Raw genomic sequence first — 13,539 nt, 5'->3', positions numbered from 1 at the left:
ATAATCTCATTGCCCGCCTCCCGCTCGTCTCACCAGGCGTTCAGAATGTGATCTCGTCCTCTCCTCGGACAGCTGGACGAACATTGTCGTCACGGCGCCTTCGCCACGGTCTGCGGCAAACCGACAAACCCAAGGCGCCCGGCGCGGCCGGGACCGGAACCGGTTTGGCCGATCGCGAACCGGGTGAGAAAATCAGCAGTTATGAACACACCTGCCTTTTCCGACTCGACTCACGAGTCAGTGAACCTGCCTGACAAGCCGGCCCTTGAGGGGCTGCGGGACAAATGGGACGCCGCGTGGAGCGAGCAGAATGTCTACGCCTTCGACGTCGACACCGATCGTGAGCAGGTGTACTCGATCGACACTCCCCCACCGACAGCCTCGGGTTCGCTGCACGTCGGGCACGTGTTCTCCTACACTCAGACCGACATCATCGCCCGCTACCAGCGCATGACCGGCAAGAATGTGTTCTACCCACTCGGCTGGGACGACAACGGGCTGCCCACCGAGCGTCGGGTGCAGAACTACTACGGCGTCACCTGCGATCCCAGCGAGGCCTACGACCCGAATTTCCAGCCGCCGGAGAAGGCTCCGAAGAATTCGCGCGACTTCGTGAAGATCTCACGGCAGAACTTCATCGAGCTCTGTGAGAAGCTCTCGGCCGAGGACGAGCAGGTCTTCGAGGATCTCTTCCGTTCCACCGGTCTGTCCGTGGACTGGAAGTACACGTACCGCACGATCGACGAGGATTCCCGTGCAGTGAGCCAGCGGGCGTTCCTCCGGGATCTCGCGGGCGGTCACGCCTACTCCCAGGACGCTCCGACGATGTGGGACGTCACCTTCGGCACCGCTGTGGCACAGGCCGAGCTCGAAGACCGTGAGAAGGAAGGCGCCTATCACAAGGTGAAGTTCTTCCCCGAAGGTGCCGACGGACTCGCCGACACCTCGGCCGAACCGATCGTCATCCTCACCTCCCGCCCGGAGCTCATCCCTGCCGTGGTCGCGCTCGTCGCGCACCCCGACGATGAACGCTATGCCTCCATGTTCGGCACGAACGTGGTCTCGCCTCTGTTCGGTGTCAGCGTCGAGGTCCGCGCCCATGAGCTCGCGAAGTCCGACAAGGGCACCGGCATCGCCATGGTCTGCACCTTCGGCGACCTCACCGACGTCACATGGTGGCGTGAACTCGATCTGCCCACGCGTGCAGTGATCAACCGCGGCGGCCGCCTCAACCTTGAGGTTCCCGAGTGGATCGCCGCCTCACCGAAGTCCGACGCCGTGGCCAACTACGAAGCCCTGGCAGGGAAGACGACGTTCTCCGCGCGCAAGGACATCGCGCAGATGCTCATCGAATCCGGTGACCTCATCGGAGAGATCGAACCGATCACCCACCCGGTTCCGTTCTATGAGAAGGGCGATAAGCCGCTCGAGGTCGTCACCAGCCGCCAGTGGTACATCCGCAACGGCGGTCGCTCTGCCGAACTGCGCGATGCCCTCATCGCCCGCGGACGCGAGATCGAATGGCACCCGGCGTTCATGCGCTCGCGCTATGAGAACTGGGTGGAGAACCTGCACGGTGACTGGCTGGTCTCCCGTCAGCGCTTCTTCGGTGTGCCGATTCCGCTGTGGTACCGCCTCGACACCGATGGGCAGCCCGATTACGAGGATCCGATCGTTCCCGAGTCGCTTCCCGTCGATCCCATCGCCGAGGTGCCGGCCGGCTTCACGGCCGACCAGCGTGACGTGCCCGGCGGGTTCACCGCCGACCCGGATGTCCTCGACACCTGGGCGACATCATCGCTGACCCCGCAGCTGCTGAGCGGATGGTCCCGTGATGAGGAGTTCTTCGGAAAGGTCTTCCCGTTCGATCTGCGCCCACAGGGACACGACATCATCCGCACGTGGCTGTTCTCCACCGTTGTGCGTGCGAATTCGCTCAATGATGCGGCACCGTGGAAGCACACCGCACTGTCGGGGTGGATCCTCGACCCGGACCGGAAGAAGATGTCGAAGTCGAAGGGCAACGTCGTCGTTCCCTCGGACATCCTCGGCGAGGCGAAGCCGGGGTTCGGTCCCGATGCCGTGCGCTATTGGGCCGCGAGTGCGAAGCTCGGTGCCGATACCGCCTATGACGTGACGCAGATGCAGATCGGCCGTCGCCTGGCCATGAAGCTGCTCAATGCGTCGAAGTTCGCTCTTGCTCAGGGCGTGCACGCCGGTCTCATCGGTCAGCTCGGTGCGGTCACGCATGATCTCGACCGCGCACTGCTGACGAAGCTGTCCGAGGTCGTCGACCAGGCCGGAGCGCATATGGCCGATTACGACTACGCGCATGCCCTGCGCGTGACCGAGAGCTTCTTCTGGGAGTTCACCGATGACTACGTCGAACTCGTCAAGGACCGCTCCTACGGTTCGACCGGCGAGGACGATCAGCTCTCTGCCCACGTCACACTCGCCACCGCTCTCGATGTGCTGCTGCGCCTGTTCGCTCCCTTCATGCCCTTCGTCACCGAAGAGGTCTGGTCCTGGTGGCGCACGGGTTCGATCCACCGTGCGCAGTGGCCTGCGAACGAGGCGCTGAGCCATCCGGAGTCGAACGTCGCCCCGTCGCTGCTGGCGGATGTGGCCGCGGCCCTGACCGAGATTCGGCGCACGAAGACCGAGGCGAAGGTCTCACAGAAGACCGCAGTCGCCTCGGTGACGATCAAGGCACCGGCATCCGTGATCGCTGCCATCAGGTCCGCTGAAGGCGATCTCAAGGCCGCTGGTCGCGTCGAGTCGCTGATCACGGACGAGTCCGGCGACGAGATCAGCATCGACGACATCAGCTTCGTCGACCCTGCCTGACCGACCGGTCGCTCGCAGTCCTCTGAGCCCCAGGGCGTCCGGCACAGCCTTCGCAGCGGCCGTGCCGGACGCCCTGGGGCTTCTGCGTGCCACCGTGCGAAGGCCCTCACCGGGCAGGGCCGATCATCGGTGTTTCCAAATGGACACACGACTCGACCGGGATCCGAGCCCCGGCCCACGTACTATGGAGTCGACCCCATAACCGGAGCAGGAGATCCTGCCCTCAGAAAGGCCCGCGGACCGTGAGAAGCGAACTCTTTTCCAAGCGCAACGCCGAGATCCAGAACCAGGAACGGTGGACCCTCCAGTCGAACAAGATGCTGCGCTCGGTGGTCACGCCGAACGCTCCTATGATCGCCACCAAGGGCGCCATGGTCGCCTATCAAGGAGACGTCCACTTCACTCACCAGGGTTCGAAGTCCGTCGGTCAGTTCATGAAGAAGGCAGCCACCGGCGAAGGCGGCAATGTCATGCGCGTCGAGGGACACGGTGAGGTGTTCTTCGCCCGCGAAGCGTCGAACATCTTCATGATGGCTCTCGAAGGGCCCCAGGACGCGCTGACCGTCAACACCGCGAACCTGCTCGCCTTCGACGATGCCCTGGCGTGGGAGATCAAACGCATCAAGGGCGGTGTCGGTGCCATGGTCAGCGGCTCGGGCCTGTTCAACCTCGAACTGTCCGGTCAGGGCACTGCGGCCATCTGCTGCAAGGGCGAGCCGATGGTCCTCGACTGCTCGCAGCAGCCGACCTTCGTCGATCCCCAGGCCGCCGTGTGCTGGTCTTCGGGGCTGGCCCCACAGATCAAGACCGATGTCAGCGTCGGCACGTTCTTCGGCCGCGGTTCCGGCGAATCCGTGCAGCTGGCCTTCCACGGACCGGGATTCGTCGTCGTCCAGCCTGCGGAGAACGCGGTCTACTCGGCGACGACGAGCTGATCCCCAACCTCTTTCGGTGGGCGCCTCTCTGTGGCACCGGCAGCTCAACTGAGACATCAGAGCGGGCGTCCCTGCGGGGACGCCCGCTACTGTCTTCCCCGTGAAGTCCCCGCGGGGACGCCGCACCCGATCCCACACCGTGAGGCACCCCTCACCGTGAGGTGCACAACGCACCATTGCACCGGTGCACTTTGCCGCTAGCGGTGACGGATGCGCAGCTGCTGGTGCGAACGGCGCCTTCCAGAAGGGTGTGCCGCCACCGGTGAGTGATGCCCACCGGATTCGACGACAGACTCGAGTCGTCACAGGGCCACCGGAAGACCCACCGCTCGCTCAGGCGGTGGGCACCGATTGCTCGCGGCCGCCGCGCTCGACCCGATAGCGCACGAACGCCGGGAACACTGCTGCGCAGGCGAGCACGAGTACGATGACGGCGATGCCGCCTCCTGCAGATGCGATCGTGGTGTTCGTCGCCGCCGCCACCGAACCGTGAAGCACATCGGCGATGCGCGGCCCGCCGGCCACGACGACGATGAAGACTCCCTGCATCCTGCCGCGCATGTCGTCGGTCGCCGCTTCCTGCAGCATCGTCGACCGGAACGCCGAGGAGATGATGTCCGCTCCTCCGCCGACTGCCAGCGCACTCAGTGCGACGATGAGTGAGACGAGCCAGAAGTTCGAGACGAGTTCGAGGCTCACACCGAAGACCGTCATCGCCGCGCCCCAGACGAGGATCGCGATGATCACGGCCAGACCCTGCCGCTCGACACGGGACACCCAGCCGGAGAAGATCCCTGCCAACGCACTGCCCCCGGCCAGTGCGGCGAAGAGCAGCGAGAAGACGATGCCGCCCTCCGGAGGGCCGTTGAAGGTCTCCGTCGCGATCTGCGGAAACAGGGCCCGAGGCAGTCCGAAGACCATGGCGATGACGTCGACGAGGAGTGAGACCATGACGACGGTGTTCGTCCGCAGATAGCGGAATCCGTCGACGATTCCCTTGAGGCCCGACCGCGTATCGGGCTGCTTCTTCGGCGGCAGGGCAGGAAGTCTGATCACGGCATAGAGGGTTGCGAAGAGGAACACTGCGTCGACGACGTAGAGCAGCTGATAACCGAAGAGCGGGATGAGTGCTCCCCCGATGACCGGGCCGATGACTGCGCCCAGGGTCATCACCGTCATGTTCAGGGAATTCGCCGCGGGCAGCAGATCCAGCGGCACGATCGACGGCAGCAGTGCCCCGCGAGCAGGTTGGTTGAGTCCGAAGAAAGCCTGCTGCATCGAGAACATCGACAACAGCAGCCAGACATTGTCGATGCGCAGCACCGCGATGGCAGCGAGGATCGCGCTGGTGACGATGAGACCGACAGTGGAGAACACGAGCAGGCGACGCCGGTCGAGGACATCGGCCAGCGAACCGCCCCACAGTCCGAAGACGACGAGCGGAACGAAGCCGAAGGCTCCTGCGAGGCCGACGTACGCCGACGACCCGGTGATGTGGAAGATCTGGGCCGGAATCGCCACGACTGTCATCTGCGCACCGATGACGGTGACGATATTGGCCGACCACAGCCGCCGGAAAGCGGCGTACTTCAGAGGGCGGGTATCAGCGAAGAGCCTCACTGTTCAGAGGCTCAGGCAGACTTCTTGTTCGTCCTGTTTCGCGGTTTCGGGACCAGGGTCGGTGCGACGTTCGAGTCGACGACGTCCTTCGTCACGACCACCTCGGCGATGTCCTCACGAGAAGGCACATCGAACATGACCGGCTGCAGAACCTCTTCCATGATCGACCGCAGACCCCTGGCCCCCGTGCCGCGCAGCAGGGCGAGATCGGCGATGGACTCGAGGGCCTCGGTCTCAAACGTCAGCGACACGTTGTCGAACTCGAACATACGCTGGTACTGCTTGACCAATGCGTTCTTCGGCTCGGTGAGGATCGACATGAGAGCCGCCCGGTCGAGGTTCGACACCGTTGCCAGCACGGGAAGGCGACCGATGAATTCCGGGATGAGACCGAATTTCAGCAGGTCTTCGGGCAGGATATCGGCGTAAAGATCCTCTTCATCGTTCTTCGACTGCAGCAGGGCGCCGAAGCCGATTCCGTGTTTGCCCTTGCGACCGGCGACGATCTCCTCCATTCCGGCGAATGCGCCGGCGACGATGAAGAGCACGTTCGTCGTGTCGATCTGCAGGAAGTCCTGATGCGGATGCTTGCGGCCGCCCTGCGGCGGAACTGAGGCCTGTGTGCCCTCGAGGATCTTCAGCAGTGCCTGCTGCACACCCTCACCGGAGACGTCACGGGTGATCGACGGGTTCTCGGATTTGCGGGCGATCTTGTCGATCTCATCGATGTAGATGATGCCGTGCTCAGCGCGCTGGATATCGAAGTCGGCGGCCTGGATGAGCTTGAGCAGAATGTTCTCGACGTCTTCGCCGACGTATCCTGCTTCGGTCAACGCCGTGGCGTCGGCGACCGCGAACGGCACGTTGAGCCGCTTCGCCAGCGACTGCGCCAGGTACGTCTTGCCAGATCCCGTGGGCCCAACGAGGAGGATGTTCGACTTCGCGATCTCCACCTCGTTCTCTCCGCCGCCGAGGGTCTTCGTGTCCTCCCCGGACTGCAGGGACCGGATCCGCTTGTAGTGGTTGTAGACGGCCACGGATAGGGCCTTCTTCGCCGGTTCCTGACCGACGACGTACTCCTGGAGGAAGTCGAAGATCTCCCGTGGCTTGGGGAGTTCGAGTTCCGCCTGATCGGGGGTGGACTCGCTGAGTTCCTCTTCGATGATCTCGTTGCAGAGCCCGATGCATTCATCGCAGATGTAAACACCAGGTCCGGCGATGAGTTTCCGGACCTGCTTCTGGGATTTCCCACAGAAGTTGCATTTGAGCAGGTCTGCTCCGTCCGCACTGCGAGCCACTGTCACAACCTTTCGCCAGGACGCTTGGCCCCAACTCTACCGCTCGTGTTTCCTGTACCTCAATAGCTTCCCATACGTGGCTGACACGACCTGTCAGCGACGTCATCGGTGTGTCGGAGGACCAGATGGGACTGGGCCCGCACAGACATTCCCGTGCGGGCCCAGTGACCGAAGGTCGCTTCGTCCCCCGAAGTGCTCAGTTCGCGTTCTTGCGCGAGGAGAGCACCTGGTCGACGAGACCGTAGTCCTTGGCCTGTTCAGCCGTGAGGAAGAGGTCGCGTTCGATGTCGTTCGAGACCTGCGAGGCCTCCTTGTTCGAGTGCTTGGCCAGGGTCGCCTCGAGCCATTCGCGCATCCGCAGCACCTCAGCGGCCTGGATCTCCAGGTCGGAGGCCTGCCCCTGTCCCTGTCCCTGCATCGCGGGCTGGTGGATGAGCACACGCGCGTTCGGCAGCGCCAGGCGCTTGCCCGGAGTTCCTGCCGCCAGCAGCACGGCCGCAGCCGAAGCGGCCTGGCCGAGGCAGACGGTCTGGATCTCCGGCTTGATGTACTGCATCGTGTCGTAGATCGCCGTCATCGCGGTGAACGAGCCACCGGGCGAGTTGATGTAGAGGGTGATGTCGCGGTCGGGATCCTGCGATTCGAGGACCAGCAGCTGCGCCATGACATCGTCGGCGCTGGTGTCATCGACCTGCGCGCCGAGGAAGACCACGCGGTCGTCGAAGAGCTTGGTGTACGGATCCTGGCGCTTGAAGCCATAGGGCGTACGCTCTTCGAACTGCGGCATGACGTACCGCGACTGGGGCATATTCGACGCCGTCGAACCCGGCATAAAGTTCATTGAATTCATTCTTCCCTCACTCCTGCTCAGTTGTTCTCGACGTCGGACGCGCGGGTGACCATCTTGTCGATGAAGCCGTATTCCAGGGCCTCTTCGGCAGTGAACCAGTGGTCGCGGTCGTTGTCTTTGAGAATCTGCTCGAGCGACTTGCCGGTCTGTTCGGCGGTCAGCTCGGCCATCTGCTTCTTCATGTGCAGGATCAGCTCGGCCTGGATCTTGATGTCCGTGGCCGTTCCGCCGATTCCGCCCAGGGGCTGGTGCATGAGGATGCGCGCATGCGGGGTCGCGTAGCGCTTGCCCGGGGTTCCCGAGGACAGCAGGAACTGTCCCATCGAGGCGGCCATGCCCATGGCCACGGTCGAGACGTCGGGCTTGATGTACTGCATGGTGTCGTAGATGGCCATGCCTGCGGTGACGGATCCGCCGGGCGAGTTGATGTAGAGCGAGATGTCCGCTTCCGGATCCTCAGCGGCCAACAGCATCATCTGCGCACAGATGGCGTTGGCGTTGTCGTCGCGCACCTCTGAACCGAGCCAGATGATGCGCTCCTTGAGAAGACGATTGAAGATATGGTCGTCCAGGCCCATTCCCCCACCGGCGTCGAGGCCGACGGGAGCTGTCATGTCGTGTGCGCTCACGTTTCACTCCTGTGTTCTGTGGATGGCTTGTTATGGACTCTAACCGCTGTCCGCCGGGTTTTAGTCCGCGGCGAGGCCCGTGTTCGCCCTCAGCGTGATCGCGGAGTTCCGGATACGGCGAGACGGTGGGGCCGGATCGTATCCGTCCCCACCGTCTCATCAGGAATCCACCGCCGAGGCGGGTCGTCCTCAGTTCTCCTCGGCGTCCTCTGCAGGTGCGTCGTCTGCGGCTTCCGCAGTCTCGGCCTCAGCTGAGTCCTCGTCGTCTCCGGCGGAGGTGAAGGCCTCCATGTCGACGACGTTGCCTGCGGTGTCCTTGACCGTGGCACCGGCGAGGACGGCGGCCAGGGCCTTGCGGCGCGAGACCTCTCCGACCAGAGCGTTGACCTGTCCCGAGCTGTCGAGCATCTGCGCGAACTCGTTCGGGTTCATGCCGTACTGCTGCGAAGCGGAGATCAGGTACTCGATGAGCTCGGGCTGGCTGACCTCGACGTTCTCGGCTTCGGAGACGGCATCGAGGATGAACTGGGTGCGCAGGTTGCGCTCGGTCTCCTCGGTGACCTCCTTGCGGTGTTCGTCATCGTCGACCCGGTTCTCGGACTCGAGGTGGCGTTCGACCTCCTCGGTGACGATCTTGGCCGGGACGGGAACCTCGAGGGTCTCCATGAGGTGCTCGAGCACCTTGTCGCGGGCCTGGACGCCCTGGTCGGTCTCCTTCTGCTTGCCGGCCTGCTCGCGCAGGTCCTCGCGCAGTTCGGCGATCGTGTCGAATTCGCTGGCCAGCTGAGCGAAGTCGTCGTCAGCCTCGGGCAGTTCGCGTTCCTTGACCGCGCCCAGGGTGATCTTCACGATGCCCTTTTCACCGGCGTGCTCTCCGCCTGCGAATGTGGTTTCGAAGGTGGTCGTCTCACCGGCGGAGAGGCCGTCGAGGGCCTCGTCCATGCCTTCGAGCATCGTGCCTGCGCCGACCTGGTAGGAGATGTCGGAGGCGGTGTCGATCTCTTCGTCGTCGATCGTGGCGACGAGGTCGAGAGTGACGAAGTCGTCCTTGGCGGCAGGACGTTCCACGGCGACGAGGGTGCCGAAGCGAGTGCGCAGCTGCTCGAGCTCGGCATCCACGTCTGCGTCGGTGACCTCGATGGGGTCGACCTCGACGGTGATGGAGTCGTAGGCGGGCAGTTCGATCTCGGGGCGGACGTCGACCTCGACCGTGAAGCCCAGGTCACCGTCTTCGGTGCCGTCGAGGCCGGGGACCTCGGAGATCTCGACCTCGGGCTGGCCCATCGGCTTGAGTTCGTTCTCTTCCACAGCGCTGCGGTAGAAGTCGTCGAGGCCGTTGTTGATGGCCTCCTGGATCACTGCCGGACGGCCGATCCGCTGATCGATGATGCGCGTGGGGACCTTGCCCTTGCGGAAGCCGGGAACGGTGACCTGGGCACCGATGGTCTTGTATGCCTCGTCGACGCTCGGTTTGAGTTCGGCGTAAGGGACTTCCACGCTGATCTTGACCCGGGTGGGGTCGAGTTGCTCGACGGAGCTCTTCACAGTGCGACCTTTCAATTTCGACAGTCATGCATTTGCGGCCATCATCCGACCCGACCGGCCCGGTTCATGGTCGCAATCGACCATCTCGCAGCCTGATCGGCCAACCTGTGACCTGAGGGGGAGCGAAAGTCCACGAATAGTTCGCGCACGTCCGCAAGACGCAATCACCCATATTACGCGAAACAACAGTCGATACGCGAAACCGGTCCCTTTTCAGGAGGCATCGTCCTCTGCGCTCAGGCGGAGCTCATCGAGGGCGATGACGACATTGGCTGCCGTCCATGCCAGGGGCGCCACCGAGACCGGTGCCCCTTCGGCGCTGATCTTCTCCGGCAGCGACCCTGCGCTCGTCCGGTTCTCAGCGAGCCAGTCGAGGATCTGTCCTGCCCGGTCACGCATGCCGAGGCGGGCGAATCCGAGTGCCATGAGCGATGTCGACGGAGTCCAGCTCGACCGGTCGATGATCCATCCATGCCCCGGCTTGATTCCGCCCGCCGGCTGGCTCAGGCGATCCCAGACGGTCACGAGAGCGTCGGCGTCGATCGCATAGATGCTGGCCCGCGCGCCCGCGGCAGGCCCTGCCCCTGGGGGTGGGACGAGCCCGGCCGCTGGAAGGAAGGCGGCAGCGGAATCGCACCCGCCCGACGTCGGATAGCGCTGCAGACCAGTGGCACCGAAGGTCCGCGCGAACGTCGCAGCGTAGGCGTCGACAGCAGGCAGGACGTCGCCGAATCCCCCGCCGAGGCGGTCCCACAGGCCCGGATCGACCGCGGTGAGAGCCGCAAGCGAATCCATCCCGACCAGAGTCGGCCCGGCCAAGCCGAGCGTGACCTGTGATTCCGCGACTTCCCAATAGTCCGGTCCCACCGGGGGCAGAGTCTCTCCCCTGCCTGTGTGGTCGAGCAGCCTGCGTGTGGTTCTGCGCAGCAGAATGTCCATGTCGCTGAGATCCAGCGAGATATCATTCTGCCTGGCCAGAGCATGGACTTCGGCCACCGCCCAGAGCACCAGTCCGAGGGAGTCGAACTGGGGTTCCCGCTCATCCGGCGCCAAACCGGTCTCGGGCACCACCCGTGCGGCGAATGAGCCGTCGACGGCCTGCACATTCTGCAGATGCAGCAGTTGGCTCCACGCCTGCCTCACGGCTCCGACCCTGGCCAGAGCAACGGCGACGAACGCCGTATCGCGGGGCCAGATGTATCGCCAGGGGCCGACCCAACCGGCAACGGCGGCCGGGAGTTCGTCGCTGAGCACCCACAGGTCGAGAAGCGCGGAGACCGCAAGTTCCCGTCGGGATGAAGGCGTCCGTTCCAACCATGCGTCGCATCGGGAGAGGAATTCCTGCTGTCGTCGCATCGGTTCCGCATCGGCAGCCCCGGGCATCACCCGGGACAGGGCCGGCAGCCTCTGCGCCGCCTCCGCGTCGAGACCCTCTCGAACTCCCGACCGTGTGTAGGCGACGGTGACCGAGCGGACGGGATCGGGGCGGGCCGCCTCAGCGAATGACGCCGTCGCTGTTCCGAGACCGAGAAGTCCGACCCCGAGCCCACCGGTGATCAGCTGTCGACGCGTGGGCCCGGGACGGCCCCCGGTGCGGCGCGGACGAAGGATGGTCATGGGGTGGGGCTTCCTGCGGAGTGGGACCCGCGAGCGACGTCGGCGTCTGCTCGGCGGTGACGGGATGGACAGATTCTATCGGTTCGGTCGCGGCCTGGCTCTCTGCACCCCTCCGGACGCAGGCACGAGAAAACCGGCCTGACCCGAAGGTCAGACCGGCTTGTGGAGGGGATGACGGGAATCGAACCCGCACCATCAGTTTGGAAGACTGAGGCTCTACCATTGAGCTACATCCCCGTGTTGCGTGATTGACTATAGTCGAGTTCTCCCACCATCACCAAATCCGCCTTTCGTGAACTGCCTCACAACGCGAGCGTGCATCAGCTGCCGCCTCGGCTCCAGACCATGAGGCGCCATCGACTGTGAGGTGCGTCGCATTGTCTCGAATGCCACGTGCGGAGGTGCAACTGCTGACCCGGCTGTGGTTAGATAGTAGCCGTCGCGGGATGTGGCGCAGCTTGGTAGCGCATCTGTTTTGGGAACAGAGGGTCGCAGGTTCAAATCCTGTCATCCCGACAGACTTCAGCCGCCCGGACCAAATGGTCCGGGCGGCTTCTTCGCACTCTCGGCTCAGGCGTCGAAATCGATGACCTGTCGGACGACCTTTCCGTCGGAGAGAGCGTCGAAGGCCGAATTCAGGTCCTGCAGCCCGATCGTGTCTGAGATGAGCTCCTCGACCGGCAGCTTCCCCGCCCGCCACAGATCCGCATAGACAGGGATGTCTCGGCTCGGCACGGCCGAGCCGAGGTACGACCCGATGACGGTGCGGGCCTCGGCGGTGAGAGTGACGGGAGTGAAGTGGGACTGTGCGTCCGGAGCAGGCAGCCCCACAGTCACCGTCGTCCCGCCGACGGCGGTGGCGCTGAATGCGGTCTCGAAGGCGCGTGGATGCCCGACGCATTCGATGACGATCGGGGCCCTGCGGTCGCCGAGCTGTTCTGGCGTGAAGACCTCTGCGGCACCGAGTTCCTTCGCCCGCACGAGCTTGTCGGGGTTCGCGTCGACGCCGATGACGCCAGCGGTCTCGATCGACAGAGCCGTGATGAGCGCTGCCATGCCGACACCGCCGAGGCCGACGATCATCACTTCGTCATCGGGTCCGGGCCGGCCCGCGTTGAGGACCGCTCCCCCGCCGGTGAGCACCGCGCAGCCGAGCACAGCGGCGATCGGCGCGGGGACGTCATCGTCGACGGGGACGACAGAGGCACGGTTGAGCACCGCGTGAGTGGCGAACACGGACGCCCCGAGGTGGTGGAGCACCTCGGCGCCGGACTCATCGTGCAGACGCACCTTGTGTCCGTCGAACGGCAGGGTCCCGGCCCCGTTCGTGGCGCTGCCGGGCGTGCACGGGAGCTTGCCGTCGGTGCGGCAGTTCGCGCATTCGCCGCACCGCGGCAGGAACACAGTGACGACCTGTTGGCCGATCTCGAGGTCGTCGACACCCTCGCCGAGCTTTTCGACGATTCCGGCGCCTTCGTGCCCGAGCAGGATCGGCAGCGGACGAGGCCGGTTGCCGTCGACGACTGACAGATCCGAATGGCAGACTCCGGCGGCGCTCATCCTGATGAGCACCTCGCCGGGTCCTGGCTCGTCGAGTTCGAGATCTTCGATCGTCATCGGCTGAGAGTCGGCGAACGGACGCGGCCGTTCCATCTCACGCAGCACCGCACCTCTGATCTTCACAGCATCCTCCTCAGATTCTTCCGGTCACAGCGCCTGGGCGCCCTGCTCTTCGTAGTCGCCCATGATCCTGATGCGGCGCTCGTGACGCTCATCGCCGGAGAACGGCTCTGCGAGGAACGCGTCGACGATGGCGATCGCCTCGGCCTCGGGGTGCTGGCGAGCACCGACGGCGACGATCTGAGCATTGTTGTGCTGACGGGCCAGTTTCGAGATCTCCGGGTTCCAGGCCAGAGCGGTCCGTGCGCCCTTGACGAGGTTCGCCGCCATCTGCTCGCCGTTGCCCGAACCGCCGATGACGACGCCGAGCGCGTCGACGCCCGCGGACTGATCATCGACGACGGCCTGGGCCGCGGCGATGCAGAACGCCGGGTAGTCATCGAGCGCATCGAATTCGAGTGCGCCGTGATCGACGACCTCATATCCTGCCTCGCTGAGATGGGCCTTGAGGACCTCTTTGAATTCGAATCCGGCGTGGTCGGTGCCGAGGTGAACCTTCATATGAGTGCCTTTCGCTG

Annotated in this window: 10 protein-coding genes and 2 tRNA genes; 3 read left to right on the top strand and 9 right to left on the bottom strand. The window is 64.5% G+C overall.

From position 1 onward, the window contains the following. Positions 1-201: 201 nt before the first annotated feature. Together valS and L1F31_RS08550 are read left to right on the top strand one after the other, a co-directional pair. Positions 202-2,847, top strand: a complete 2,646-nt coding sequence (valS, locus tag L1F31_RS08555) for a valine--tRNA ligase (RefSeq protein ID WP_265420217.1) — start codon at positions 202-204, stop codon at positions 2,845-2,847. Between the two features lie 242 nt (positions 2,848-3,089). Continuing rightward, entirely contained in the window at positions 3,090-3,782 is a 693-nt protein-coding gene (locus tag L1F31_RS08550) for an AIM24 family protein (protein ID WP_265420216.1), read from the top strand. Between the two features lie 333 nt (positions 3,783-4,115). On the opposite strand, the gene L1F31_RS08545 is transcribed toward L1F31_RS08550, so the two are convergent. From L1F31_RS08545 to L1F31_RS08515, 7 genes are all read right to left on the bottom strand, one after another. After that, positions 4,116-5,402, bottom strand: a complete 1,287-nt coding sequence (locus L1F31_RS08545) for an MFS transporter (RefSeq protein ID WP_265420215.1) — start codon at positions 5,400-5,402, stop codon at positions 4,116-4,118. Between the two features lie 11 nt (positions 5,403-5,413). Next, positions 5,414-6,700, bottom strand: coding sequence for an ATP-dependent Clp protease ATP-binding subunit ClpX (clpX, locus tag L1F31_RS08540; RefSeq protein ID WP_265420214.1), 1,287 nt, complete (start codon positions 6,698-6,700; stop codon positions 5,414-5,416). A gap of 196 nt (positions 6,701-6,896) precedes the next feature. Then, positions 6,897-7,541, bottom strand: coding sequence for an ATP-dependent Clp protease proteolytic subunit (locus tag L1F31_RS08535; protein WP_265420213.1), 645 nt, complete (start codon positions 7,539-7,541; stop codon positions 6,897-6,899). A gap of 26 nt (positions 7,542-7,567) precedes the next feature. Next, a complete protein-coding gene (locus tag L1F31_RS08530; RefSeq protein ID WP_166975828.1) occupies positions 7,568-8,164 on the bottom strand; it encodes an ATP-dependent Clp protease proteolytic subunit in 597 nt (198 codons plus the stop codon). Positions 8,165-8,368: 204 nt separating this feature from the next. Next, the gene (gene tig / locus L1F31_RS08525) at positions 8,369-9,724 is read right to left on the bottom strand and encodes a trigger factor (RefSeq protein ID WP_265420212.1); all 1,356 of its coding nucleotides are present in this window, start codon (positions 9,722-9,724) and stop codon (positions 8,369-8,371) included. A gap of 213 nt (positions 9,725-9,937) precedes the next feature. After that, a complete protein-coding gene (locus tag L1F31_RS08520) occupies positions 9,938-11,341 on the bottom strand; it encodes a hypothetical protein (RefSeq protein ID WP_265420211.1) in 1,404 nt (467 codons plus the stop codon). A gap of 163 nt (positions 11,342-11,504) precedes the next feature. Then, positions 11,505-11,578, bottom strand: a tRNA-Gly gene (locus L1F31_RS08515). 205 nt (positions 11,579-11,783) lie between these two features. On the opposite strand from L1F31_RS08515, the gene L1F31_RS08510 reads away from it, so the two are divergent. Next, positions 11,784-11,857 (top strand) — tRNA-Pro (locus tag L1F31_RS08510). A gap of 54 nt (positions 11,858-11,911) precedes the next feature. Here the strand turns inward: L1F31_RS08510 and L1F31_RS08505 are convergent. Next, complete coding sequence (locus L1F31_RS08505) at positions 11,912-13,024, bottom strand: alcohol dehydrogenase catalytic domain-containing protein (RefSeq protein ID WP_265420210.1); 1,113 nt, start codon at positions 13,022-13,024, stop codon at positions 11,912-11,914. 24 nt (positions 13,025-13,048) lie between these two features. Then, positions 13,049-13,522 carry a ribose-5-phosphate isomerase gene (locus tag L1F31_RS08500; protein ID WP_265420209.1) on the bottom strand — a complete coding sequence of 158 codons (474 nt, stop codon included), beginning with the start codon at positions 13,520-13,522 and terminating at the stop codon, positions 13,049-13,051. Positions 13,523-13,539: the final 17 nt, after the last annotated feature.

The organism is Brevibacterium spongiae, from assembly GCF_026168515.1.
GTDB classification, from domain to species: Bacteria; Actinomycetota; Actinomycetes; order Actinomycetales; family Brevibacteriaceae; genus Brevibacterium; species Brevibacterium spongiae.
The sequence above is the reverse complement of the archived record's forward strand: the minus strand, read 5'-3'. Positions and strand labels throughout refer to the sequence as shown.